Consider the following 24,444-nt stretch of genomic DNA (forward strand, 5'->3'; position numbering starts at 1 on the left):
TCAAAAATAGGCAATGTCATGGCGGGTCAAATCCTCGCCACGCCAAGCGGACTCTTCGTTATTCGAGCCGGCCCGCTGACCCAACTAAACGACCTATCCCAAGAGGATCCCTAACACTGGTGATGCTACCTCTGAGTGTAATGTCTCAACCTTAAGTTGAGGGTATCGGGTTCCCCAGTAGGAACAACCGAAGCAGAACTTATCTTGGTCTTTGCCATGGATACCCTCTTAATGCGTCTCAACCCGCCGCTTCGATTGCGTTCCAACCCTCGATTAGTCAAGCGCAAGGTCCTGAAGTGGGCGATCAAACGCTTTTATCACCACAGTTGGCCTAAACTTGAGCATCCGCCTCAGATCTGTGTGCCGGTGTTCAACTGAGCGGTATTGAACTAAGTCCAAGCAGAGATTGGATTTGGATTTTTACGACCCCGCCACGGGGTTCGCTTTTGGAAGTCGCACAGTTACTACGGCTCCGCCTTGATCGTGGTTTCTTGCCTCCACTTCGCCTCCGTGAGCCACCACCAGATGTTTAACCAAACTTAAACCTAGGCCAAAGTTATTTGAGCCAGGACTAGTGCTGACAAAAGGCTCGAAGACGTGGTCGAGAATCTCCCGATCGAAGCCGTCACCATGATCACGAATGGCAATTATGGCCTGTGTGGAACTTTGATCGATAGTTATCTCAACGATACCTCCAGGTCTGCTATGTCGAATCGCATTTAACGTCAGATTCTCCCATATTTCGCAGATTCTCACTGGGTCAACGTAGGCATGGACATCTTGGGTGACATCTAGAACGAGTCGGACCTGGGCGGCACTTGCCTGTGGTGAGAGATTTGTGAGAGTTGCGGAGATGACTGATTCCAAATCACTATCGGTCAATTTAAGGGGAATGGTTTTGCTTTGGCCTTGTGCCACCTTGAGGAGGCCATCGGTCAGATAGATGAGATTGTCGACTCTTTTTTCAATTCGATCCATCAAAATCGCCGGGTCGCTCCCGAACGAGCTAGACCATCGGGAGTCGAGTTCCGCTTTCATCCCAGCTAAGGGCGTTCGCAATTCGTGGCTAGCGGAAGCGATAAATCGACGCTGCAGTTGGGTGGAGTCGTGGATTTTAGTTAAAAATTCATTTAGGGTGTCGGCCAAAGCAGCCAGCTCATCGCCGGTTCCGGGGTTGCTGAGTCGATCCATCGAGTGGCCCTTTGAGAGATCCTGTGCCTGCTTTCGCATTCGTTCTACAGGTTTTAGCACGATCGAGGCGAGTAATCCTGCACCAAGGCTTGCAAATATTATTGCGCTGATGCCTCCGATAGCCAGGAGTTCCTCAGCGATATTGAGCGAATCGTCAACTTTGTCAGTAGAGCTCCCAACGATAGCTAGCTCACCGTGAGTCGATGGGATCTTCTCAATTAGAAGAATATAGGGGCTCGATGAACCTTGGTGGGGGAGGGTAATGTAGTACGGTTTGCCAAGGTGTCCATTCATTTGGCTCCAGGTCAACAGTGCTTTAGCGCCTGCTACCTTGGTTGTATATAAGATCCTTAGATTCTTTGACAATACCTGAGATACCGATTGATCCGGAACCAGAATTATCTTTTTGCCGCTGGTGTTTAGTTGGATTAAGTGGCGTTGTGTGGCAATCTGAAGGCGATCCATCCGCCCCCTCAGAGAGCGCTCCAGGGTAGCTCTAGTAGCGGAGCCGACATATGCGTCAAATCCAATGCTCGCTACGACAGTGATAAATAAGGTGAGCGCGGCCACGGATAAGACTATCCGCATTCTCATCGACAATTCAGTCGTTCCAATTTTCATCTAGACACCAGCCAACACAGTAGATCGTTTTTATGAACGGCCTACCGGTTTCGGCCTGAAGTTTTCTTCGAAGCTGGTGAATGTGCCAGTCCAGTGTGGCGTTGGAGAGCGTAGTTCCCTTGTTTTGTAGTATCAGCTCCACGGATCTACGTGTAAGGACGACCCCAGGCCGCCTTAGAAATAGGTCTAGTATCTCGAACTCTCGTGGTCGTAGGATTATGGTATTATCGCGATAAGTAACGCTTCGGTCGATGGGACTTAGAGCAAGGTCGCCGAATTTGTCGACTTCGTTTCCGCCAGACGATCGCGCCAACGATTTGTTTTCGTTAGCGCGATCGCCCCTTCGAAGGATCGCATGCAATCTTGCTTTGAGTTCCGCGAAACCAAATGGCTTTACCAGATAATCATCGGCGCCGAGTTCTAACCCGTTGACTACGTCTTCGACGCCGCCGAGGGAGGTGATCATCAAGATCGCTAGTTCGGGCCAGCCCTGAACTGCAATCTTGCAGACCTCCAGCCCTGACATTCCTGGTAGGAGTATGTCTAGGATCAAGATGTCAAAGTAATTTTTGCTTAGTTCTTGTATCGCTAACTCGCCACTATTTGAGATCGTGACGCGATAGTATTCCTGTTCCATTCGACGCGCAAGCGCACTGGCGAGTTCAAGGTCGTCCTCAACCAGGAGGACTCTACCAATCCACTCGTCGCCCTTTGGTGAACTAACTGCCTTTTGCATATGATCCAAAGACTCCATGGCTAAATTGCGCTTGCTCCACTCATATAGGAGTTGCCTTGACTTTGAAGTTGAGAAATCGCAGTACTTATAGTCATACCACCAGTTACAGCTTGTTGAAACGCTGAGTCAAGTTCTGCCTGGACCTGTGCGTAACGGTCGCTTACTGGGCGTCCATAGGTATATGGCGACTGCATCGCTTTAACCGATGCAGCTAGTCCAGAGTGGGTCGAGAGAAACGAGGCCGGAAGGGCACTAGCGCCGGTTTGGGTTTCGGGAGCAAAGCCAGTATTTTCATCCCAATATACTTGCTGTGCTGGTTGAAGCCACCACGATACAAAGGTCCATGCTGCTTGGTCTTGTGCTGGACTGTGTCCCTTTGGGAGTACAAAGCCGAGCCCTTGGACCAGATTGGCCGCATGACCAGTTGAGCCAGCGGGTTCAACGAATGCTCCTACCTTGAACTTTCCACCGACCGCATCTAGCAGCTTTTGCTCACCAGCTGATGTGCCATCGATCATTGCCATATGGCCCGATGCCAGATCTTGTCGCAGCGTTGTACCATGGTCAAAGACTAGATCCCCTGAGGAGTATAGATTTTTGAAGTAAGTAAATGTTGAGGTTGTGGCGGCGTTATTGAAATTTACCGACGTTCCAACGGCGTTTCCGCCGGCGAGCATACTTCCACCGTTGCTTAGAATCGCTGGAAGTATATGGGCCGAGGAGTCCTTCCAACCGATTGGAATAACAGTTGAACTCTTTAGTTTGGCAGCGTCGGTTGCAAGTTGAGCCCACGTGGTTGGCGCTGTCGTGATGCCGGCGGCTTGGAAGAGAGTTTCATTGTAGAAGACCTCTGAGACCTTCGCGCTAGCCAAGATTCGATAGTGCTGTCCTTGGACTAAACCATTAGTCCAAACCGATGGGAAGACATTGGATTGGGTTAGCTCACTGGATCCCTTTAGGTAGGAGTTCCATGAAACTAAGGCACCTCCCTTTACGAGTGTCCCATCGTAGTGGCTAATTTCAGCTAGCGTTGGCGGATTTCCAGCGGCAATTGCAGCTGGAAGTTTTGATGACGCCTTCGTCACAACTACCTTGACCGTGATATTTGGATGGCTCGCATTGAACTTGTCGACGAGAGCCGTGACTGCAGCGCCAACTGGGCCGCCATTATGTGATTCCCAGAGAGAAAATGAAACGGGTGCTGCCGTGGTTGCGGCCTTGGTAGTAGCTGTTGACGCGGATGCGCTTGAGTTTCCACATGCGCTAAGGATTATTGCTGCCGCAGCTGCAGAGCCGAGTAGATTCCTCCTTGTCTTGGACTTCGCGAAATTCCAGTTAGCCATGGAAGATTGGATGGAATTTGGATCAACTTTAGATTTTTTGGCTCTTTGCGAAGCTTGCATTGTTAGAATTAACCTTTCGACTATGTGTTAGTAGTTGTTGTGTAGATGGTCGTCGACGTTCGGAGTCGATGGCCATCTTTTTTTAGGTGGTAAATTCGCACTGCCGCCAGCTCGTTGGATCTCTTGATTACACAAGGGGTATGGTCGGAGCTAGAGGTGTATTCGAATAGGGGTCAGATATTGACCCCGCTATCTCTTCCAGCAACCCCCGCCACGATGTGGCGTTGCAGAAGGAAGAAGAGGATTACGATCGGCGTAAGTGCCAAGATCGCCGCTGAGGTCAATTTTCTCCAGTTTGCCTCGAACGTTTGCATGTAATGGCTCAATGCCACTTCGATAGGTTGAACAGAATGTGAAGTGGTCATAATTAGGGGCCATTGAAATTGGTTCCATGAGGAGATGAAGGTTAGAAGGGCCACGGTTAGTACCGCTGGTTTGGCCAAGGGCACTGCCACCTTGATAATGTACCTTAGATGTCCAACGCCTTCCAATCGGGCTGCTTCCCAATACTCCCTGGGAAGGCTCTTGAAAAATTGCCTAAACAGAAAGACTCCAAAGGTGGATGCCGCAAATGGTATGATCTGAATTATGTAGGTGTTGAGGAGGTGTAGATGGAGCGCTATTGAATATTGTGGAATCAAAAGGGCTTGGGTTGGGAGCATCATTACGCCTACGATCATTATGAAAAAGACCGATGATCCTCGAAATTTGATTTCAGAGAGTGCGTAACCAGCCATTGCCGAGGTGATCAGGACTAACAGGACGGTCGATCCGGCGATTAAGACGGTATTGGCAATGTAGTGAAGCCAATTCGTATGGGTGACGACGTAGCTAAATGCGCCGGTGTGCATCGCTGGCGTTAGCCGAGGTGGTATCGAAAATACTCCCCCATGGGTATTGAATGCTGTTACCACCATCCAATAAAGTGGAAATGCAAATATACAACTTACAAGAACCACGAAGATTCGATTGACAATGCGTCCAGGGGTCATAGCGGTAGCTTTCATCGGTAGAAGACGATTCGATCTGAGATCCACTTCTGGACCATTGTAAGTGTGAGGATTATGAAGAACAAGATGAAGCTCATCGCCGCCGCCAGACTGAAGTGGAGATAGGTAAAGGCCGTTTGAAAGATCAATACTGCATCAGTCGTAGTTGAGAATGCTGGACCACCAGCTCCTCCGTGTGCACCGCCGGTCATCGTGTAGATCTGGGAGAATGCTTGCCAAGTATTTACAGTTGAAAGAATGACCACAAAGAAGGTAGTAGGTGAGATCAGTGGCCATATGACTCGCCGAAAGATCCTATATTTCTTCGCTCCGTCTAGAGTTGCGACCTCTATAAGTTCACGGGGAACCCTAGATAGCCCAGCCAGAAAGATGATTACGTATAGTCCAAGAGAGTGCCACAGGGAATCTATCATGACGGCTGGTAGTGCCCAAGTGGTACTTTCGAGCCATCCGAGTGCCGGAAGATGAAGTAGGCTTAGTACGTAGTTTGCCAGGCCAAAGTGTGGATTAAAGACCCAAACCCATATGATCGAAGTGGCTACTACAGGGGTAACGTGAGGCAGAAAGACGGCAGCTCGCCAGATGCCACCTCGCTTGGATTGCATACCATCTCTAAGCAACATTGCGACCGCTAGTGACAATAGGGTCGTGGCAGGAATCATTACCAGTGTGTAATAGGCAGAATTGACAAGAGATCGCCAAAATAACGGCTGGTGAAATAGGATTCTAAAGTTTTTGAGGCCGACGAAATTTGCCGTAGGTGAAAGTATGCCCCAGTGGAAGAAGCTTATGACCAACAGATAGGCTGCAGGTATATAGAAAAAGACCAGAAAGACTGCACCAGCAGGAAGGATCAAGCCATAGCCAACGAGCTTCTCCTTAACCATCAGTGCCATATCTCGCTGACGTTCGAATCTACGAGGTTTAGTAGCTTCTAGCTTTAGGTCTACCCCTGGAAGGGTAGTTGGTCTGTTGGAGATCTTTAGAGCCATTTCGATTTAGACACGCTTTCTGGAATTGATTTCATCTCGATTGGATTTGCACTTTTTGTGGTCATTGTTCTATCCAACTAGTGACTCTGCCTTGACTTCATCTATATCAAGCAATCGATCTAAAGCGTTTCCACTAAGGGCGTCGAAGAAGCGTAGGTCGCTAGGGCGCGCGAAGAGGGCTATCTTTTCACCGATTCGTGGGGTGGAATCTGGGGGAAGCTTAGCAATAAAGTTTTGGCTACTGCTGGGACCCTCTATTTTGAAATAGGTTTGCAGTTGGCTTCCCATTTGTTCTACCAATTGGATTTCGCCTACGATTTTTGCGTCGTTTTCGTCGCCGACTAGAGAGAGTAGTTCTGGTCGTATCCCGAGTAGGACCTTTTTATTTAGGTGTGAGCCTACTACTCGGGCTGCCTCTCTGGGAAGCGATATAGCCTCTCCGCCCCTAATGCGATCGCCATCGGTACGCAGTTCAACCTCAGTCAAGTTCATTCCTGGGGAGCCAATAAATTTTGCCACGAACGAGTCGGCCGGGGAGTTGTAGATCTCTCTTGGTTTTGCAACTTGCTTTATGGTTCCATTGTGCATGACGACGATGCGGTCAGCCAGGGTCAGGGCTTCGCCTTGATCATGGGTTACATATATTGTTGTGATGCCAAGTGAGTGATGGAGTTTGCCTATCTCGATTCGCATCTGCTCTCTGAGATTCGCATCTAAATTAGAGAGAGGTTCGTCCATCAAAAAGACCGAAGGTCTACCCACCAGGGCCCTACCAAGAGCGACCCGTTGGCGTTGACCACCCGATAGCTCCCTGGGCTTGCGTCGTTTCATCGCGCTTAGTTCGAGCATCTCAAGAACTTCATCCACGCGAATTGCAGCCTCGACCTTTGTGGTTCCTCGAGATCTTAGGCCAAATGCGAGGTTCTCAAAGACCGACATATGTGGATAGAGGGCGTAGTTCTGAAAGACCATGCCAACGTTGCGTCGATCACCAGGGATATCGTTCATCACTTTGTCGCCAAATTTGATGCTCCCTGAGGTTACCTTCTCGAGACCTGCGATCATTCGGAGAGTTGTGGTTTTGCCACAGCCAGATGGCCCTAGGAGGACGACGAATTCACCGTTTTCAATTTCAAGGTTGATCCCATCTACGACAGCCGTTCCGGCCTTTCCGTAGGATTTAGTCAGTGATTCCAGCATTATGGATGTCAAGGTATGATCACCTTTCGATTTCTGTAAAACTACTTCTCTAGGTAGACGACATAATTGCCGATTCCTCTTCTGTACCTATTTTCTATTTGGTGTGAATTAATTGGGGTTATATCCAAAGGTACCCAGGGCTGAATATTTCGTGAATTAGTCCTTTGCTAAATTGTTAACCTTTGGCATTTTGGCTTCATATGGTAAGTAAGACCTTGATGGGGGCCATTCGAAAGATTTTGGCCCATCAAAGGATCGATCCCTTGGGTCAGTGAATTCGGTAGGTGATTTGTAGCTTTCACATCTATGGCTTGGATGAGATTTCTTTGGCCTTGGTTGCAACCCTACTGGGCTAGATTCTTAGATTTCCCTAAGGTTTTATGTGATCACCTTGAAGGTGTAGATATGATAGTTCTGAATTTTTTAACTTTGAGCTCTCGATCTAAATTTTCGAGCCACGTCTTCCTTACAATCTGCTCAGGAAGTATTTTGCTTTCGAAGCCTTGTCTCCTTGAGGTTAAAGTCTCCATTTTGGCGGTTCGCCATTCGACGTGGTTTCGGTAGAAGTTTTAGATGGATCTCTTCAATTGTGTTCTCAACCGTGCTTTTCAATTGCGGATGGCTACTTGAACTGAATAGTAGCTAAGGTTTTGATGGTGGCCTTTCACCTGTCTCTAATTTACCCTCTGGGCCTATTGGCGCTTTTTTTCTTAGGGGGTAGGTCTCTATTCGCTGGAAAGGGCCAGAGTGATGATTTGGATTCCGGATCACTTTTTGCCCTAGGTGAGTTGGGTATCTCTATAATCATTCCTGCTCGTAATGAAGAAAAAAGTATTGGCGACTGTCTTGATGCGATTCGCAGCGCTGATCTTGCAAGACATTTTTCATCCTTTGAGGTCTTGGTGGTCGATGATGATTCGTCGGATGGTACGGCGACTATCGCAAGCGCAAAGGGGGCGAAGGTAATTTCATCAACAGAACTTCCACCGAGTTGGATCGGTAAAAACTTCGCTTGCCACCTCGGCTCTGAGGCGACGAGCAATCCGATAATGGTATTTTTAGATGCCGATGTTAGGATTGAAAGGGGAGTCCTTAGGTTAATTAGCGATGTTGTTGAGGCGAAGGTCGACCTTTATTCGGTCCAACCGTTTCATTTCTGTTTCACCTTGGGTGAATCCTTTGCTCTCTTTTTCAATTTGGTCGCCCTCTTATCCTCCGGGGCGATCTCATTTTTCAAATCAAAGCGGCCCAAGGCGATCTTTGGTCCAGTACTTATTACCACTCGAGAGAGCTATAGCAAAAGTGGTGGACATGCCGAGGTCCATGACCAAATAGTTGAAGATGTAGCCCTAGCGCAACTTTATCAAGAGGCTGGTTTGGCCATTGGGGTTACATCCTCTAGAAAAGTGGCTTGGTTTAGGATGTATCCAGATGGTTTTAGCTCTATGGTGGCGGGGTTCACAAAGAACTTCGCCAAAGGAGCAACGAGTGTCGCCGGACTATCATTTTTAGCAACTTTTGTGGTTATTACGATGTGGCTCTATCCGATTCCACAATTGTTTTTCTCCTCTGGTCGCCAGGGCTTTTTTATCGCAATCGGGGGATACCTCTTTGGGGCCGTAACGGTTTGGATTGCAAGTCGTGAAATAGGTAGGTACTCATCGGTGCTCTTTTTCCTTTATCCGATTGCTCTTTTCGTCTTTCTCTGGGTATTGGTGCGCTCGGGTTTCAAGGTGATCTTTGGGGGAGAGGTTTCATGGAAGGGGAGGTCGCTTCAAAGATAGGCTACCGATTTAGAAGTTGTGCCCGACCTAACGGAGAAGTCTGAACCAACGAGAGCGCAATCGGTTTCCGTGAGGGAGGGGTCAAGCGACCTAATTCTTTCTCGGTCTACCTGATTTACCTCTTGGGAGTTTCTGGTTTTCTATGTACTGTTTCACTTCCTCTAATGGGGCTCCACCACAAGACACTATCGACTAGGAGGGCGACCAAAAGTGCTCCCCCCACAAAACATCTCGGACTTCGGGCCAGTTCTTTGCCCTTACTCTCATGGCGATAAGTGTCTTCATAGACATCACCAGTCTCGACAGGGCAACTTTAGCTGCGTTGGTGATCAGTAGGTGGGCATGATCGCCGTCTGTCTCAAAAGCATCAAGGGTGGAATCGAAACGAGTACACACCTCAATGAGGGCAGATCTGATCTCGTCACTAACTCTCTCGGTCATGACATTACGTCGATATTTAGGTACCAAGACGATGTGTGCATGTAATTGATATACCACATGCCTTCCATTGCGCCAATCATCGTCATGTAGTGAAATATAGTCCTTAGTAGATAATGCTATATTAGTTATCAAATGGCTAGTAGAAGCACAGAGTATACAACAGCTATCGTGCCCGTCACTCTGACAGGGGCCTCTTATCGTCTAGCCCATGACTCGTGCCATAGAGCAGCACTGTTATGGAACCAAGCGGTCAATTGGGTCCATGGCGAATGGAAAGCCAAGCGCTCTCCTAATAAGTACGACATTCAAGCCTTCCTCAACTCAATACCTCGCCAAGACCGTCCATTACACGCCCATACCACTTTAGACAATCGCTCACGATCTCTCAGAGGCCATAACCACAGCTAGAACAAACAATAAGAAAGGTATGAAGATCCGATCTCCTTGGCGTAAGAAGAACTACCGGCCTCTATCGTTCTCGAAGAACTCTGGCTGGCGTATCTCCAAAAGTCAGCTCCACCTGTCACTAGGTAGGGGCCGTCCACGTATAGATCTTTCTATTCCCACCGTTTTAGATTCTGCAACTGGCGAAGAAGTTGACCCTGGGCTATGGGGTGAGATTCAACTGTGCTGGGATAGAGATAAAAGACGATTCAGTCTGCATATCCCTTATGAGACGGTGCGCGTAAGTTCCCATGGAGACGCCGTCACCGCTATCGACGAAGGAATCATCAACTCTATGGCGCTAGCTACTTGGGTAGATGACAAGACCATAGACGTAACGATTATCAATGGACGCGAAGCCCGAGCTATCAAACGACAAAGAAACAAGGCCGTCGGTCAACTACAGCACAAGATCAGCAAGTGCAAGAATGGATCTAAGAAGCATAAAAGGCTGGTAACTGCGAAGAAGAAGATCAACTCCAAAGCAAAGCTATCGCTTCGTGACTTTGATCATCAGGTTTCCAACAAGGCGGCCAATCACGTCATTAGCCACAACACCGCCAGAGTTATAGTTGGTGACGTGAGGGGTATTGAGAAGGAGACCAAGTCCAAGCGGCGCATGGGCCGCCACGGTCGTCAACAATTCTCCCAGTGGTCAAGGGGTCGACAGGAACGCTACCTCAAAGACAAGACCGGATTAGACCTAGATTTCCTGAACGAATCAGGTTCAACCAAGACCTGTCCAGCGTGCTTGACACGCAATCGACCATCAGGTCGGCCCTACCGATGCAAGAACCCTATTTGTGGTTTTACTTGTCATCGAGACGCTGTAGGAGCGATCAATATCCTCCAGAAGGCGTTATGCGGGGAATACACTCCAATTGGACCGGACATAAAAGTCCGAGTCACGTATCTCCGGGCTGTCGAACGTTGGTCACTTGATCAACGTGAAGCACACCCCAAGGTGCAGTGCCGCAAGGCCAGAGCCCGAAGTAGTGCCCAGAACCGGGCCTTGTCTGAGGCAACTCAGATTAGCAAGCCGAAGCTAGCAAACTCATCCACCAGTACCGATTCATCGGTACCAGACCAGTTGGTCGTGGTGGCGTGACGGGAGCGATGCTTGGTAACCCCAACCAAACGGCGGAGCCAGAAGCCCCGTCCGTAAGGGCGGGGAGGTTCACCTCTCAATGAAGCTACCCTTTCACGGTTTATGGGCCTTAGTGGTCATCGATAGTATCTATTGGCTATCGATGAGTTTTTTGGTTGGATTTATCGCCTCCAAAATACCCCTTAGGTGGCTATCTCCACGACTAGAGCGCCTAAGTGGGCGCTCGCTGTCGGATAGAATCTCTTTCTTGCGGATGAGAACGAGGGTCGATAGATGGAAGTCGTACCTGCCCGAAGCCGGTGGTTTCTTTGGCGGTGGGGTTTCTAAGTCTCACCTCGGAAGTCGTGACCTCGATGGGATGAAGGCTATGCAAAAGGAATTTGTCCGTGCATCATTCGTCCATCAGATCCTGATCATCCTTTGGATTTTTCCATTTTTCTTCAATCCGTATTGGATGGGTGTGACTATGGGTATTTACGTCTTTTTCGCTAACGTTCCATGTTTGTTATCGATTAAATTTTCGACCTACAGATTCGAACTTTTATTGCGTAAGATTGAGTCGAAAGGTTCTTAGGAGTCCTTTTTGAAGAAGCTTTCGCGGTAGTAGCGAAGCTCTTCAATCGACTCCATGATATCGTCCAACGCCCTATGTCCTCGTTTTTTAGTGGGCGTTTCAGCTGAAATTTTAGGAGCCCATCGCCGGGCAAGTTCCTTGATCGAAGAGACGTCTATCGATCGATAGTGAAGATAATCATCAATTGAGCTAGCATGTTCAGCTAGAAATCGCCGATCGGTACCGATTGTATTTCCACAAAGAGGGCTACTTCTTGGGCTTTTAATATGGGACTTTATGAAGTCAAGCGTCTTTGTCTCTGCGCTCTGGATGGTTTCTGTCGAACTTCGAATCTCCTCCAAAAGGCCACTAGTGGAATGCATGGATTTAACGTAGCTATCCATCTCTAAAAGCTGTTCCTCCGAAGCGTTGATAACCAGGTCAGGGCCCACTTCTATAACTTCTAATTCATCGTTGGTTATGATTGTCGCAATTTCAACTATTACATGCCTCTTAGGGTCGAGGCCGGTCATTTCAAGATCTATCCAAACTAGCACCCTACGAAGTCTAGCTATCTTGGGGGTATGATGTAAGGGTAAAGGAGAATCGTGACCGATATCAGACCTAGTCAAAAACCTTTTATTGTGATTCCAACCTACAATGAGGCTGGAAATATCGTAGGCGCCCTAAATAGAATTCGCCTGGCGGTTCCAAATGCCCGTGTGATTGTAGTTGACGATTCGTCGCCTGATGGTACAGCGGATCTGGTGAAGGCTCTTGTGGTTGATGACGAGTACATCGATATTCGGGTTCGTCCTGCAAAGTCTGGTCTTGGTTCTGCATATCGATTTGGCTTCAAACTGGCACGCGAATCGGGTGCGACTGCAGTGATTGAGATGGATGCTGATCTCTCACACGAGCCCGAGGCGCTTCCTGAGCTTTTGAATGCTTTAGATGATGGCGCAGATATGGCCATTGGCTCTAGGTACATTCCCGGCGGCGAATCACCTGGGCTATCGCCTAGCCGTCTTGCACTTAGCATGGGTGGGAACATATATGCTCGCATCGCGTTAGGAATCCCAGTCAAGGATGCGACTTCAGGTTTTCGAGCTTATCGTCCGTCGCTTTTGGATTCGATCGATCTTGATACGGTGAGCGCTGATGGATATGGATTTCAAATCGAAATGGTCTTTAGGGCAACTCTTCTTGGTGCCAAGATCGCAGAACGGCCGATTATCTTCAATCAACGCACCGAAGGCGTCTCCAAGATGTCAAGGATGATAGTAATCGAGGCGATCTCCCTTTGTAGCGTATGGGGACTCCAGAGACGTTTTCGTCAATTACGAGGCAATGACACCGATTTTGTTCCTTATCACAAGGGCAATAAGAGCGTGGTGCGAACCCTTGTCTCTTCAATTAAGGGATAATAACTCAAAAGTAGTTTTTAAGTTGGAAGTCCAAGCAAAGGCCCTTTCTTCGTGATAGTCACTGAATTCTCATGTGGTTGCCTATGTCAGTAATAAGGTATCGTCGGGTTGACCCTAGAGGCAAGGTGCCAAGATACGCCCACGACGGCGATGGTGGTAGCGATCTCTATTCGATTCAGAGTTATCTTCTTGAACCGCTTCAAAGGGCAACTATCAGAACCGGCATAGTCCTAGAGATCCCAATGGGTTTTGGGGGCTTGATTTTGCCTCGTTCGGGTTTGGCGAGCAAATTTGGCGTAACACTCTCTAATTCTCCGGGACTTATTGATTCGGGTTATCGCGGGGAACTTATGGTTGCGCTAATTAACTTAGACCCCAAGAACTCCTTCGCCATAGAAGAAGGAATGAGAATTGCTCAACTGGTTATCGTTGAAGTTTCACAATTTATCTTTGAGGAAGTTGAAGAACTTGAAGGTACAGACAGAGATCGAGGCGGTTTTGGATCCTCCGGGTTAGGTTGAATTTGAGCCAGTTCTATTGGTAGCCGCCGAGAGCTTTGGTGAGAACATCTCTCTTGGATTCATGCGGGATTTTAGCTTTTGAAATTGATAAACCCCTCTTGGCACCTTACATTGGCTTCCGATCAAGGGATCATATGGGCTGATGGGCGCTGGAACTTATCAAAATATCACAAGATGATCAATGGGTAAATCATAAGGAGTTCAAATCTAATGGGTTATGGAACGATAAATCAATCTCTCCTCCTTGGTCTATGGTCCGTTTCTTTTGAAATAGGTAGCTTGGGATAATAGAATCTATTTTTATCGGGAATTATTAGGGGTTTTCATGGGCTGATCTCATGAAGATTGCGTTTTAGGTAGTGGGGTAGTGTGCAAAAGCTAAGTGGACTCGATACGGGATTCTATTATCTGGATTCACCCGGAATGCATTTGCACATTGGCGTTGTGTTGATCTTCGACGGTACCTCGATTCCTATTGAGGAACGCCTCGCTGCGACTAAGGCACAGATTCTCGATCGCATTCACGCGATGGACCACTTTAGTCAAAAGATCGCTGAGATTCCCTTTGGACTCGGAGAGCCATATTGGACGAATGATGCCAACTTCAATATTGACAACCACGTCAAGGCTGGGGTTCTAGATTCAATCGATAGGGACCGTCTGGTTGAACTTGCGGGTGAGTTTATCTCCATTCCACTCGATAAGGCTAGGCCACTGTGGGAGATTATGGTCCTCCCGCACTTAGATAAGTCGCGCTTTGCCTTGGTTGCCAAACTTCATCACACTATGATCGACGGAATTATGGGTATAGAGGTATTAGCCAACCTCTTTGACTTTGAGGCTAATCCGAGGGAATTTTGGGGACCCAAGGCAGTCGCGGTCGAAGCAGAGGAGGTAGGAATGGCGAATCTGGTCGGTATCTTTGCGAACTCGTTAATCGATAAGTTTCAATCGGTCCCTGAGGACGCCCGTAAAACGATTTCGGCCCTTTCTCAGTGGTTAAGTTTTACCTCAGATTCCGACAACTCTAGGCTTCTAAAACCCCTATTTGCCGCACCGAAGACTCCTATTAACGGAGCGCTTACAAGTGAAAGAGTGGCTCATTCAATCACGTTTCCTCTAACGAGGCTCAAACTTTTAGCCAAAGCCGCACATGTCACAGTGAATGATCTATTGATGTCAATAGTTTCCTTCGCACTAGATGACTACCTCAAAGGTAAGGATTGGCAAGGTGGAGTTGATCTCGTCTCAATGATGCCTATGGCCAATCATCGCCGGGATGATCAAGGTGGTTCAAATCAGATCAGTGCTCTCTTTGTATCTTTAGGAAATTCGATCACAGATCCAAAGGATCGAGTTATCGAGATAGCCAGAGCTACCTCGGCTGCGAAAAGATTTCATCGCAAAGCCGATCTTGCTGAACTAGTTCGATTGACGCACTATGTGCCACCGCTTTTCACCTGGGCACTTTCTCGGGTGGCACATCAGCTAAAGGCATTTGATTACATAGGCCCCGCTTTTAATATTCTTATCTCCAGTGTTAAGGGTCCAGATCAACCACTCTTTTTCGCAGGAACAAAACTGGAGGAAGTTATTCCCTTTGGTCCTCTAGCGGATTCAACTGGTTTGAGTGTTACCGCTGTAAGCTACAGTGGGCAAATGGTTCTAGGGCTGGTAGGCGACTCTAAATTGGCTGGCGATGTAGTGAAGTTTGGGGATGCCATCTCCGATGCAGTGGAGCTGCTTGAATCGATATTTTCAGCGGCTTGAAAGCATTAATGCAAGATCAGTTTTGTTGAATTGTTGCCAAGGCTTTTGGCTTGGATCCATAAGTTACAACTTTGTAATCGGATTTTCTTTAAGTGAATGACCTTGACGATCGTGCGGTTATACTGGTTAGAGCAGTTGCGGACGTGGCTCAGTGGTAGAGCATCACCTTGCCAAGGTGAGGGTCGCGGGTTCGAATCCCGTCGTCCGCTCCAAATTGAATAGTAATCCCCTAAAGTTTGTTCATAATCAAAGACATACGCTAAGAGCGCCGTCTTCGTCTTTTTTTCAAAATGAAGTGCGTTACTTTACTCGTTAGGTTACGGGTTAGAGATATACCTGGACACCGCTAAAAACTGAACGAACCATTACGTTTGAGTGAGTGGCGCCTGCACCATTTACTTCAATGACGAGGCCGCCATTAGTCAAACATCGTTTTTGCGAAATGCTGTCGTTTTTGCGAACTTCTTATAAAAAGAATACAGGAGACACCCATCGTCAAGGAACCAATATTGGCAAAATCAAGATGGATGAAACTCACATGAACTCTTCTGAATAAGTGGGTGATAGCTTTCAACGAAAATATCCCCCGAAAGAGATTAATTGAGGAGAGAGAACGCTCTTTAAATCAGGGGTTCCACCCAATTGCAGCAGCCCATTCTTCGGCGGCGACCGCTATAACGTCGACTATCGGATCCTTGGTATCTGAATAAGTGGCGGTGTCGTCACAGAGTTGACTAAGGGCGAGCTTGAATTGACCATAGGCTACTACCGCTTCAGGGTGTGCTCTAAACCAATCACGAAATAGAAGCGCTAACCGCTCGTTCGGCGATCCAGCAAGCCTTACGTGTAGATTTACATCAATTGCACCGTCTATGCGACGCAACCAAAGGCGCTTTGACCACAAATTGGAATTATCAAGTCGGCCCGCGGGAATATGGTCTAATTTAATCTGTGACAACTCAAATCCGAGTGACTCAAAAAGACCGCTTCGGAAACGTTTTAAGGCATCGAGATCGTAAACACTCAACTGGATGTCTAGAACATTCTTTGACGCCATTGCCTCGATAGCAGTGCTTCCAATATGATCAATTCGATCTGCAAGATTACCAAGCTCACTCAGAAGGTCAGCAATCAATCCTTCGGCTTCGACCGGCCATGAGGGGCGGTAATTGACTACTAACGGTTTGACTAAGTACACTTGATCAGCCTATCGTTGTGATTATTCATGAATAGTTTATCTAGCTGATTAGAGCTCCCCGAAATCTCGTGAACTTCTATGGACGATTTGTAGCAAAATGATCAAGACTCTGAGTGCATCGAAATGTCGGCCCTCCCCCATAGAAACGGACCCGCTAGAAACGCAAAAGTCCTATATATTGGCCTACAGATTCGCTTTGGGACGGAACATTCCAAGTAAGTGTTATATCCATGACCCTATATTGGCGGTTGCTACCCTGAGAAGCGTCAAAGGTGTAGCAGGAAAGAGGATTCTATTTGGGATTGAGTTTGCAATGCAATCGTTATCATAGGTACCACGGGCCTGAAAGGGTTTTCTCGGCGTCTTTTCGATCACAAGCACCGCCAAGGTCTCAATAGTCTCTAATGTTTAGAGGTCGGATCAAGGCTTCCAAAAACGGGCCTTTTTGGGTTTCAGATAGATATGGCCAACGATTTCATGTTGGGCTCTTGAGTGCCATAGCTCAAAAGCGAGCTATGGCATCGGAGACTTTTGCCCATGAATGCCAAATGGCCGATGATCTGGAATTAGCAACTGTTGTTTTAGCGGATCATCGAGTGGCTAGGAGGTTCAAGGGCGAACCTTGCTTGGCATGGATAGGTAGATTTCGGCACCTCCGTCGACGAATTGCGCCGATTTGTCTGCCATGGAGTGTTTCAAAAGTTCACCATCGGAGGTTTTGAGTCGTTGAGAAAGGGCCATTGAGCAGAACTTGGGTCCGCACATTGAGCAAAAGTGGGCTTTTTTGGCTGCGGGAGCGGGGAGTTCTTCATCGTGAAAGGCTCGAGCTTTTTGTGGGTCAAGTGAAAGGTTGAATTGGTCCTCCCACCTAAAGTCAAATCGAGCTCGAGATAGTGCTAGGTCTCTTTGTGCTGCCCCCAGGTGGCCTTTAGATAAGTCACCAGCGTGTGCCGCGATCTTGTAGGCAATCATACCTTCTTTTACGTCGTCTGCATTTGGGAGTCCCAAGTGCTCTTTGGGCGTAACATAACATAACATTGCGGTTCCATGGCTTGCAATTAGTGCAGCACCAATCGCCGATGTGATGTGATCGTATCCGGGTGCGATATCTGTAGTTAGTGGTCCCAACGTGTAAAAGGGCGCTTCGTCACAGAGTTCGACCTCTTTTTGCACATTCTCAGCGATACGATTTATTGGTACATGACCAGGGCCTTCTACCATTACCTGAACGTCGTGGGCTCGACAGATCTTTACTAATTCACCAAGGGTAGCCAATTCGGCAAATTGAGCTTGGTCGTTAGCGTCTGCGATAGATCCCGGCCGCAGTCCATCACCAAGGGAGATGGTGACATCAAAGGTTGAAGCAATTTCACATATCTCAGCAAAATTCGAATAAAGGAAGTTTTCTTCATGGTGAGCAAGTGCCCAAGTTGCCATTATCGAACCTCCACGACTGACAATTCCGGTAACCCGTGGAATCGTCAGAGGAATGTGGCTCAGGCGAAGACCCGCATGAATTGTCATATAGTCGACCCCGCCCATTGCTTGTGCAATCATCGTCTCTTTGAATGCTTCGAAACTGAGATTTACGGGGTTTCCACCAACCCGTGCGAGCGTTTCGTAGATTGGCACTGTGCCAATCGGGACTGGGGAGTTTCTAAGAATTGCATCTCGGGTTAGAGCAATATCTGCTCCGGTGGAAAGATCCATGACCGTATCGGCACCCCATTGGATCGCGGTATGGAGCTTGGTTACCTCGTCGCCAATGTTGGCAGAGACTGAGGAGTTGCCTATATTGGCATTTACCTTTACCAAAAAGCGTGAACCGATGATCATTGGCTCGGCTTCAGGGTGGTTGATGTTTAGTGGAATAATGGCGCGACCCTTGGACAGTTCTTCTAGGATAATGCCAACGTCGACCCCTTCTCGGATTGCGACAAATTCCATTTCTGGGGTGATTATTCCTGACTTTGCATAGCCATACTGGGTAGGGCGTTTGCCTTTGTTGGCAACCCTAGGTGGCACTGAACCCCCAGTATCGGTTTTATCTGAATCTATAGCATGGGTGTCATCTCGGTTGGAAATCCACCTCTGTCGCAGCGGCGTAATTCCACTATTCCCAGGGGAATCTTCGCCAGTTGTATCATAAAGATCTAGCTTTACGTTATTTGAGTTTTCATCGAGTTCGTCGAGCACCACTCGTCGAAATGGTACTTTTATGTCAAATAAGGAACCATTAACGTAGACTTTAGATGGTTGTTCACTCATGTAAGGTACTCCCTCCGCCGGCGTTATCCGGATCAGGTCAGACGGTCGGTTAACCGCAATTAGCGGATCCCTCTCAGCAATATGGCTCCCGTGTTTTCGAATCAAACGCTAGTCGCCCGTGGCGAACTTCCACGCCTAGATTTAGTATTTGCCTTTTTTAGCTGGAGATTTGGATCGATAAAATGTAGATAAAAGGGGCTCTCCTAACCCTCATGTGGGTCACCAAGACCCCATAACCGATAAGTAACGCCTGTACGATAAGAACTTTTGGGTCGTTAAAAGCAATGAATGAAACGTGCACGGTTTGTGACCTCTAAATTTGAAGTTACTAACACACAGATTTAGGAGATCTAACCGTGCACGCTAACTCTCTAGTCAAGCAGTTGCTTGACGTTAAAGGTGTCATTGTCAACGATATTTTTATCTCAAAAGATGAAATTGTTGTAGATGTCAAACTTGCACGATCCAAGCTCGCATGTCCAAAGTGTTGTTGAATAAGCCGTAAATTCAAAACAAAATACCGCTACGACATCAGAACTTATCAACTCTCGCTGGAGACATCTTGACATGGGAATACGTCGTACTTGGATCTCTTGTGCCCTACGGAGACCGAAATGCCCCAATCATGAAGTAATCACTGAGTCAGTGCCATTTGGGTGACCGGTATCGTAAATCTCGCTTCACGAGAGACTTTGAACATCTAGTTGCCGGCTCAACCGCAAAGATGGATAAAACAACAGTTACGAAGCTCACCCGGATTGCTCAGAAAACAGTTGGTACGATCTGTGAGAGAGTAGTAGCCAAAGAGATCGATCCAAAGCGACTAGAGAAGCTCTCAATAATAGAGGTAGATGAGATTGCCTATCGTAAACACCATAAGTACATAACCCAAGTTATTTAGAGCCCGTAACAGATCATGAAACTGGAAAGATCGTCTATGGAGCAGAAGGAAAAAGCGCTAAGAGTCTAGATGGGTTCTTATGTGAGCTTGGTTCGCAACGTTCCAAGCTCTCACACAAGTAGCAACAATGGACATGGGACCAGCTTTTGCTAAAGCTTTCGCTTATCATGCACCAGATACTCAAATCGCACTCGATCCTTTTCATGTCGTTAAATTGGGCACTGAGGCCCTGGAGGAGGTAAGATGCGACCTATGGCGCCAACTGAGAAAACTTCCTACTCCAGATTACGCCCGTAAGTTTGTGAGTGCAAGATGGGCATTACTAAAGAATCCTGGTGATTTGACTCAACGCCAAAATGAGACTCTACGTCAAATAAAGTCAACCGCTGCAATACTCCTAAAGCCCTTAGAGATGAAAGAATCCCTAAGAGGGATATTCGGTAGTGGATTATCCAATGACGAAGTAGCTGAGTTCTTGGATTCCTGGTGTGCTCGTGCTTCACGATCACAGATACCTAGCTTTGTCAGATTGTCAAAGACAATTCGAATCCATAAAGCTGGAATTATGGCTGCTATTGAGCCCCCTAGCTTGAAAAGGGTGTCTCTAATGGAAGGCTTGAGGGTCTAAATAATAAAATTAGATCCATCATTGCTAGATGCTATGGTCTTCACTCTGCAAAATCAACACTTGGCTTGGTGATGCTTTCATGCGGTCCGATTGATCTAAAGCTCCCCTACGAAAGGGTTGCTTGATCCACATCTATGTTAGGAGAGCCATAAAAGGTTATAGAAATGATGCATAGACGACTAAGACATGCTCTTAGTCGTCTATGGGTTTAAACCGATTTCGCTCTAATGAATCGATAGCTCAACCTATGAATCCTGGTTTGTCTTATAGTAAGTGGCTATTGAGCGCCTCTATTGACAGTTAGAACTATAGAAAATGGCGCCATTATTTCACCTAATCAAGTGCGTTAACAGATGGATTTGATCCAAGATAAGTCCAAATAGCATAGGAGTGGGGCTAAAGGTGAAGATACTTTAGATCTTAATAGACGCGTTATGTTTAATTGCAATCTGACGCGTAATCTACTGCAATTATAAATTTTAGGTTTGTGTGTATTTCTTTGTAATTGAGTTTTATCGAATGCGATGCCATGACTATTTCGGCCTCCTTATCCGAGCCCTTCGATAAGGTGGTTTCCGCCATCTACCACCAAGAGGTGTCCGTTGATGTAGCTAGCTTCATGGCTAGCCAGAAAAGTTACGGCGCTGGCAACCTCCTTCGGTAGTCCTGAGCGTCCCATCGGAGATGCTAGACCGTGGTGACTCTCTGTCTCGGTCTGAGCTGGTGTTGCTATCCATCCCGGAGCAATTGCATTCGCGGTAATCAAAGCCTTGGCGTGTTCGACTGCTGTAGCCTTTGTGAGTGCCACCATCGCTGCTTTAGCACTCGCATATGGTCCTTCGTTTACCACTGCACCGATTGGCCCGGTCGTTGAAGCGATGTTGACGATTCGTCCATATTGGCGATCAACCATCGTTGGCAATACATGTTTGGTCATCAAAAAGGCAGTTGTAAGATTGCGATCAATTGATTCCTTCCACTTCGCCAATGGAAGTTCGAAAAGAGGTATAAAAGTTTCAGGCGCCGTAATAGTCCCCATGCCGGCATTGTTTACCAAGATCGAGAGGCCCCCAAAGAGCTCAAGGGCTGCTTGAACTATCTGCTTGGCGTTTTGTTCTAAGGTTAGGTCTGCAACGATGCCATGGGCTTGGATTCCTTGGTCTTGAAGCTCTTTAACTCGCATGAAGATCCGTGTGGTAGTCGATGTGATTACGACTTTTGCGCCCCTATGACCCAGTTGGCTGGCACAGGCAAAGCCGATCCCACCTTCGCTGCCAGCACCGGTTATGATCGCTACGTCACCTTTTAGTGAAAACATTTCCCTACCCAAGTATTCTGATTATTTTGAGCCATGGCATTTTGAAACCGAGGCTGATCAAAGATTGATCCTCAGTGTCTCCGAGCTAGCGCGCACAGATCGCTAACCTAGCACGTTTCCTGGTTCAGTGAGAGGTACATGAGTGAGAGGTAAATCATCATGGGACTAATCGCCCATCAATCTCCTCTGAAGTACATTGGCGATGGGGGTCAGCGCTTATTGGTGCTAATTGCCAACAATGCGAGAACTGCCGGAGTGATTGAAACCATGGCAGTGGTTCATTCAATCTTCGAATAGGCGGCAATCGATGGTGTTGCTTTATTTGATTTAGCGATTCTAAGTCTCAGTATCGCCGATAGTGGTTCTGATACTCCGAGATTGGGCCCAAGATCCAATCCAATTAGAAGGTTGATGAGATGCTTTGGTAGATGCGATGAAAGCAGAGTGGCTGCTGACAATTTGTTGGCAGCCAAAGTGGTGATTGGCGCTACCCACGCAGTCAGAAATGGTCCAAGATGGCAAATCAGATCTGATGGAAGCGTCTAATGCCTACCAATTGCCCCAAGCAATGTCGAAAATATAAAGAGGCCGAAGATCGCAATGGGATTCATCTAAAGTAGCATTTTTAGAAAGGGAACCGCCCAAAGACAGATCAATGGCAGCTGCATCTAATCCAATAAAAGCGAGTAATGGTACTGGGCTGGCTTTGGTTAGCACTGCAATGGTTGCTAAGGAAACCCCAGCTATTCCCGGTCCCAACCGAAATGGTAGTGGTCCAAATTACTTTGGGGTGCATGGCTTAGATCCAATCTGCGCCAGATCATGATGACTATCATGGTGGCCACTATTGCGATCACCCATGGCAAAAGGATACGCGCGGCAAAACTAGCTCCGCTGATGTGATCTGTAGAAAGCACCAGGACATTGGTCAGATTGAAACCTGGCAGCTGCAATGAGGCTGAATTGGCTATGAAGATCGATCCACAAGCAAAAGCTTCCTTTGGCTCTTTTGTGTCCTTGATGAATGAATCAAGGTAGGGGTTAGAAAGACCACAGAGTTATCAGGGTTGAGAATAACGGTTACGACAACCACCAGGGCCATCATTGCTATGAGAAGTACGAATCCGCTTCCTCTTATTTTGACTGTGAAGCCGCCGATTGCCTCAAATGGACCATCGGCCGCGGCGACAACGCCAATCTAAAGTAAGCCCGATAATAATAGAAACGTTGTTGAGGTTTGATCTATAGAGCTCACACTCTGACTTGCTCCTTGAAATCAAGCAAAGAGTATGGGAATGTCGTCGTGTTGAGATAGTCGACTAATTCCTTTGTGACTGGTTCAATCTTGGGAATGAAGCGATTGTGGGTTACAGCAGAGCGCCCTTGCTTCCAAACGTGTTCCTGGGGATTGAGTTGCGGAGAATACGGAGGGAAATGGACTGCTTCGATGTGATGCTCCCTAATTGCCTCTTGAGCGACGCTCCCTCTGTGCCATCCTGCCCCATCCCATATAAGCAGAATCTTCTCTCTTGGGTAGATCTTGCGGATCGCCAGCAGTATGGCCGCTGTTTCATGCATAGTCTGGCGCTCTGTTGCAAATGCATGCTCCTTGCCTGTCTTGAGGTTCAAAAACCCATAGATGCTCCGGTTCATTCTGGTTCCATTGGTCTCAATTACAGCTGGTGTGGTTCCTTTCGGTATCCACACTTTCTGAGTAGTTGTCGCCTGAGTGAGAACCATCTCGTCTTCACAGAGAATCACCGTATCTGGATCAGAGAATGCCTCTTTCAGACGTTCTTGCTGCTCGTCTTTCCATTCAGCTACCGCTTGTGGATCAGCCTTCTCGTACTGTTTGCCCGGCAGATGGAAGCTGAACTTACTTTCCCGAAACAGAACGTAATAGCTAGTCCTAGAGGCATAGAGAACACCGTATCTGCGCTTGAGTACTGTAGCCAGGATCCGTGTTGACCAAAACGGGGAACTGCTATAGCCGTGGTCATTGGGAGTTGTAGTCGTGAGCATGATTGCCACTTCATCTCTTTGAGACTTTGAGAGAAGTACCGGAGCGTTGTTATGGCGCTTGTCCTTGAATGCCTCAGTGCCAACGCTGCGGAATGACCGTCGAATTCGCTGTACATGCTTGACAGAGAGGCCTGTCCTGTTGAGGGGACTCCCATCTTCAAGGGTGAGAACTGCCAGCGCCCGCTTATATTCGTCGATGTTTTCAGTCTTCGCCATGAATGCTTCAATAGTGGCGAGTTCCTCGGGTGTAAGCATGTCATGAGAAGATTAACACACCCCACAAGAAATTAAAAGGGCTCATTGGAGCATTTCAGAGTGTTATGCGAATAGTGCATTTTGAACCAACGGGAGCGTAATTGCTTTCCGTAAGGGAGGGGTCAAGCGACCTCAATTCTTTCTTGGTCTCCCTGATTTACCTCTTGGGAGTTTCTGGTTTTCTATGTGCTTTCTCACCGTACTTCTTTACCGTCTCTAATGGGGCCCCACCACAAGACACTACCGACTATGAGGGTGACCAAAAGTGCTTCCCCCACAAAGCATCTCGGACTTCCGGGGAGTTCTTTGCCTTTGCTCTCATGGCCGATCGCGTCTTCATAGACATCACCAGTCTCGATGCCTAGCCATATCCTTGCTATATGAAGAGGTACTTGGGATGAGTCTGTGGACCCTCCTCGTGGATGCGCCCAATTGATCTCTACTCTAGATGACCTCTTTTGAGCGCGATAATGGTGCTGTTGGCTGTGGTCCTTCGAATGAAAGGCCAGTTGTCTTTCTTTGATTTGGTGTGGCAGTTATTTTGTAGTGATCAGAGACCGTGTCTTTGATTTGCAATCTCAATGCTCTCGATTATGATGATCGGCCATAACCAGCCTAGATCCGCGCGCTTTGGCAATGATTTGTTGGCTTTA

General features: G+C 47.6%; 23 protein-coding genes, 1 tRNA gene and 1 pseudogene. 12 read left to right on the forward strand and 13 right to left on the reverse strand.

The window, feature by feature from the left end; all coding sequences use genetic code 11:
* Positions 1–420: 420 nt before the first annotated feature.
* The 6 genes from ACIDITHRIX25_RS89210 to ACIDITHRIX25_RS89235 form a co-directional block, all read right to left on the reverse strand.
* Entirely contained in the window at positions 421–1,812 is a 1,392-nt protein-coding gene (locus tag ACIDITHRIX25_RS89210) for a HAMP domain-containing sensor histidine kinase (RefSeq protein WP_052604470.1), read from the reverse strand.
* A complete protein-coding gene (locus ACIDITHRIX25_RS89215) occupies positions 1,793–2,548 on the reverse strand; it encodes a response regulator transcription factor (protein ID WP_160291715.1) in 756 nt (251 codons plus the stop codon). Before ACIDITHRIX25_RS89215 ends, ACIDITHRIX25_RS89210 begins: the two co-directional genes overlap by 20 nt.
* Positions 2,549–2,568: 20 nt before the next feature.
* Positions 2,569–3,951: an extracellular solute-binding protein gene (locus ACIDITHRIX25_RS89220; RefSeq protein WP_201732469.1), complete on the reverse strand. Its 1,383-nt coding sequence runs from the start codon at positions 3,949–3,951 to the stop codon at positions 2,569–2,571.
* Positions 3,952–4,124: 173 nt separating this feature from the next.
* Positions 4,125–4,943 (reverse strand): carbohydrate ABC transporter permease, encoded by an 819-nt coding sequence (locus ACIDITHRIX25_RS89225; protein ID WP_201732470.1) that lies wholly within the window; start codon positions 4,941–4,943, stop codon positions 4,125–4,127.
* 11 nt (positions 4,944–4,954) lie between these two features.
* Positions 4,955–5,953, reverse strand: a complete 999-nt coding sequence (locus tag ACIDITHRIX25_RS89230; protein ID WP_052604466.1) for a carbohydrate ABC transporter permease — start codon at positions 5,951–5,953, stop codon at positions 4,955–4,957.
* Positions 5,954–6,022: 69 nt separating this feature from the next.
* Positions 6,023–7,165 carry an ABC transporter ATP-binding protein gene (locus ACIDITHRIX25_RS89235; protein WP_201732471.1) on the reverse strand — a complete coding sequence of 381 codons (1,143 nt, stop codon included), beginning with the start codon at positions 7,163–7,165 and terminating at the stop codon, positions 6,023–6,025.
* Between the two features lie 641 nt (positions 7,166–7,806).
* Here ACIDITHRIX25_RS89235 and ACIDITHRIX25_RS89240 point away from each other — a divergent pair.
* A complete protein-coding gene (locus ACIDITHRIX25_RS89240) occupies positions 7,807–8,937 on the forward strand; it encodes a glycosyltransferase family 2 protein (RefSeq protein ID WP_201732472.1) in 1,131 nt (376 codons plus the stop codon).
* Between the two features lie 192 nt (positions 8,938–9,129).
* Here the strand turns inward: ACIDITHRIX25_RS89240 and tnpA are convergent, their stop codons facing one another.
* A complete protein-coding gene (gene tnpA, locus ACIDITHRIX25_RS89245) occupies positions 9,130–9,510 on the reverse strand; it encodes an IS200/IS605 family transposase (RefSeq protein ID WP_201732473.1) in 381 nt (126 codons plus the stop codon).
* Between the two features lie 295 nt (positions 9,511–9,805).
* Here tnpA and ACIDITHRIX25_RS89250 point away from each other — a divergent pair, with 295 nt between their 5' ends.
* Complete coding sequence (locus ACIDITHRIX25_RS89250) at positions 9,806–10,930, forward strand: zinc ribbon domain-containing protein (RefSeq protein WP_201732474.1); 1,125 nt, start codon at positions 9,806–9,808, stop codon at positions 10,928–10,930.
* A 79-nt stretch (positions 10,931–11,009) separates the two neighbouring features.
* Positions 11,010–11,504, forward strand: coding sequence for a glycosyl-4,4'-diaponeurosporenoate acyltransferase CrtO family protein (locus tag ACIDITHRIX25_RS89255; RefSeq protein WP_201732475.1), 495 nt, complete (start codon positions 11,010–11,012; stop codon positions 11,502–11,504).
* Here ACIDITHRIX25_RS89255 and orn read toward each other — a convergent pair.
* On the reverse strand, positions 11,501–12,040 hold the full coding sequence (gene orn / locus ACIDITHRIX25_RS89260) for an oligoribonuclease (RefSeq protein WP_052605881.1): 540 nt from the start codon (positions 12,038–12,040) through the stop codon (positions 11,501–11,503). The two genes, ACIDITHRIX25_RS89255 and orn, sit on opposite strands and share 4 nt — an antisense overlap.
* Before the next feature lie 51 nt (positions 12,041–12,091).
* On the opposite strand from orn, the gene ACIDITHRIX25_RS89265 reads away from it, so the two are divergent.
* From ACIDITHRIX25_RS89265 to ACIDITHRIX25_RS89280, 4 genes are all read left to right on the forward strand, one after another.
* The gene (locus ACIDITHRIX25_RS89265) at positions 12,092–12,910 is read left to right on the forward strand and encodes a polyprenol monophosphomannose synthase (protein ID WP_201732476.1); all 819 of its coding nucleotides are present in this window, start codon (positions 12,092–12,094) and stop codon (positions 12,908–12,910) included.
* Between the two features lie 83 nt (positions 12,911–12,993).
* Positions 12,994–13,431 carry a dUTP diphosphatase gene (gene dut / locus ACIDITHRIX25_RS89270; RefSeq protein WP_201732477.1) on the forward strand — a complete coding sequence of 146 codons (438 nt, stop codon included), beginning with the start codon at positions 12,994–12,996 and terminating at the stop codon, positions 13,429–13,431.
* A gap of 369 nt (positions 13,432–13,800) precedes the next feature.
* Positions 13,801–15,201, forward strand: coding sequence for a wax ester/triacylglycerol synthase family O-acyltransferase (locus ACIDITHRIX25_RS89275; RefSeq protein ID WP_201732478.1), 1,401 nt, complete (start codon positions 13,801–13,803; stop codon positions 15,199–15,201).
* Between the two features lie 137 nt (positions 15,202–15,338).
* Positions 15,339–15,413, forward strand: a tRNA-Gly gene (locus ACIDITHRIX25_RS89280).
* A gap of 413 nt (positions 15,414–15,826) precedes the next feature.
* Here the strand turns inward: ACIDITHRIX25_RS89280 and ACIDITHRIX25_RS89285 are convergent.
* Both ACIDITHRIX25_RS89285 and thiC read right to left on the reverse strand, forming a co-directional pair.
* On the reverse strand, positions 15,827–16,399 hold the full coding sequence (locus ACIDITHRIX25_RS89285; protein WP_201732479.1) for a GrpB family protein: 573 nt from the start codon (positions 16,397–16,399) through the stop codon (positions 15,827–15,829).
* A gap of 609 nt (positions 16,400–17,008) precedes the next feature.
* Entirely contained in the window at positions 17,009–18,667 is a 1,659-nt protein-coding gene (gene thiC / locus ACIDITHRIX25_RS89290; RefSeq protein WP_201732480.1) for a phosphomethylpyrimidine synthase ThiC, read from the reverse strand.
* Between the two features lie 652 nt (positions 18,668–19,319).
* Here thiC and ACIDITHRIX25_RS89295 point away from each other — a divergent pair.
* The 3 genes and pseudogenes from ACIDITHRIX25_RS89295 to ACIDITHRIX25_RS89305 form a co-directional block, all read left to right on the forward strand.
* Positions 19,320–19,568: a helix-turn-helix domain-containing protein gene (locus ACIDITHRIX25_RS89295; protein ID WP_052607167.1), complete on the forward strand. Its 249-nt coding sequence runs from the start codon at positions 19,320–19,322 to the stop codon at positions 19,566–19,568.
* Positions 19,569–19,695: 127 nt separating this feature from the next.
* On the forward strand, positions 19,696–20,196 hold the full coding sequence (locus tag ACIDITHRIX25_RS89300) for a transposase (RefSeq protein ID WP_283770394.1): 501 nt from the start codon (positions 19,696–19,698) through the stop codon (positions 20,194–20,196).
* Positions 20,197–20,201: 5 nt separating this feature from the next.
* Positions 20,202–20,321, forward strand: a pseudogene (locus ACIDITHRIX25_RS89305) (hypothetical protein); the annotation flags it as partial.
* Positions 20,322–20,743: 422 nt separating this feature from the next.
* On the opposite strand, the gene ACIDITHRIX25_RS89310 reads toward ACIDITHRIX25_RS89305, so the two are convergent.
* Positions 20,744–21,514: an SDR family NAD(P)-dependent oxidoreductase gene (locus tag ACIDITHRIX25_RS89310; protein WP_201732483.1), complete on the reverse strand. Its 771-nt coding sequence runs from the start codon at positions 21,512–21,514 to the stop codon at positions 20,744–20,746.
* Positions 21,515–21,673: 159 nt separating this feature from the next.
* Between ACIDITHRIX25_RS89310 and ACIDITHRIX25_RS89315 the strand changes: the two genes are divergently transcribed.
* Complete coding sequence (locus tag ACIDITHRIX25_RS89315) at positions 21,674–21,811, forward strand: hypothetical protein (RefSeq protein ID WP_201732484.1); 138 nt, start codon at positions 21,674–21,676, stop codon at positions 21,809–21,811.
* Positions 21,812–22,257: 446 nt separating this feature from the next.
* On the opposite strand, the gene ACIDITHRIX25_RS89320 is transcribed toward ACIDITHRIX25_RS89315, so the two are convergent.
* Together ACIDITHRIX25_RS89320 and ACIDITHRIX25_RS89325 are read right to left on the reverse strand one after the other, a co-directional pair.
* Positions 22,258–22,536, reverse strand: a complete 279-nt coding sequence (locus tag ACIDITHRIX25_RS89320; RefSeq protein WP_502756209.1) for an ArsB/NhaD family transporter — start codon at positions 22,534–22,536, stop codon at positions 22,258–22,260.
* A gap of 229 nt (positions 22,537–22,765) precedes the next feature.
* Positions 22,766–23,791 carry an IS630 family transposase gene (locus ACIDITHRIX25_RS89325; RefSeq protein WP_201732178.1) on the reverse strand — a complete coding sequence of 342 codons (1,026 nt, stop codon included), beginning with the start codon at positions 23,789–23,791 and terminating at the stop codon, positions 22,766–22,768.
* A 101-nt stretch (positions 23,792–23,892) separates the two neighbouring features.
* Between ACIDITHRIX25_RS89325 and ACIDITHRIX25_RS89330 the strand changes: the two genes are divergently transcribed.
* Positions 23,893–24,156 carry a hypothetical protein gene (locus ACIDITHRIX25_RS89330; RefSeq protein WP_052605872.1) on the forward strand — a complete coding sequence of 88 codons (264 nt, stop codon included), beginning with the start codon at positions 23,893–23,895 and terminating at the stop codon, positions 24,154–24,156.
* The last annotated feature ends 288 nt before the right edge of the window (positions 24,157–24,444 follow it).

This window comes from Acidithrix sp. C25, from assembly GCF_904848545.2.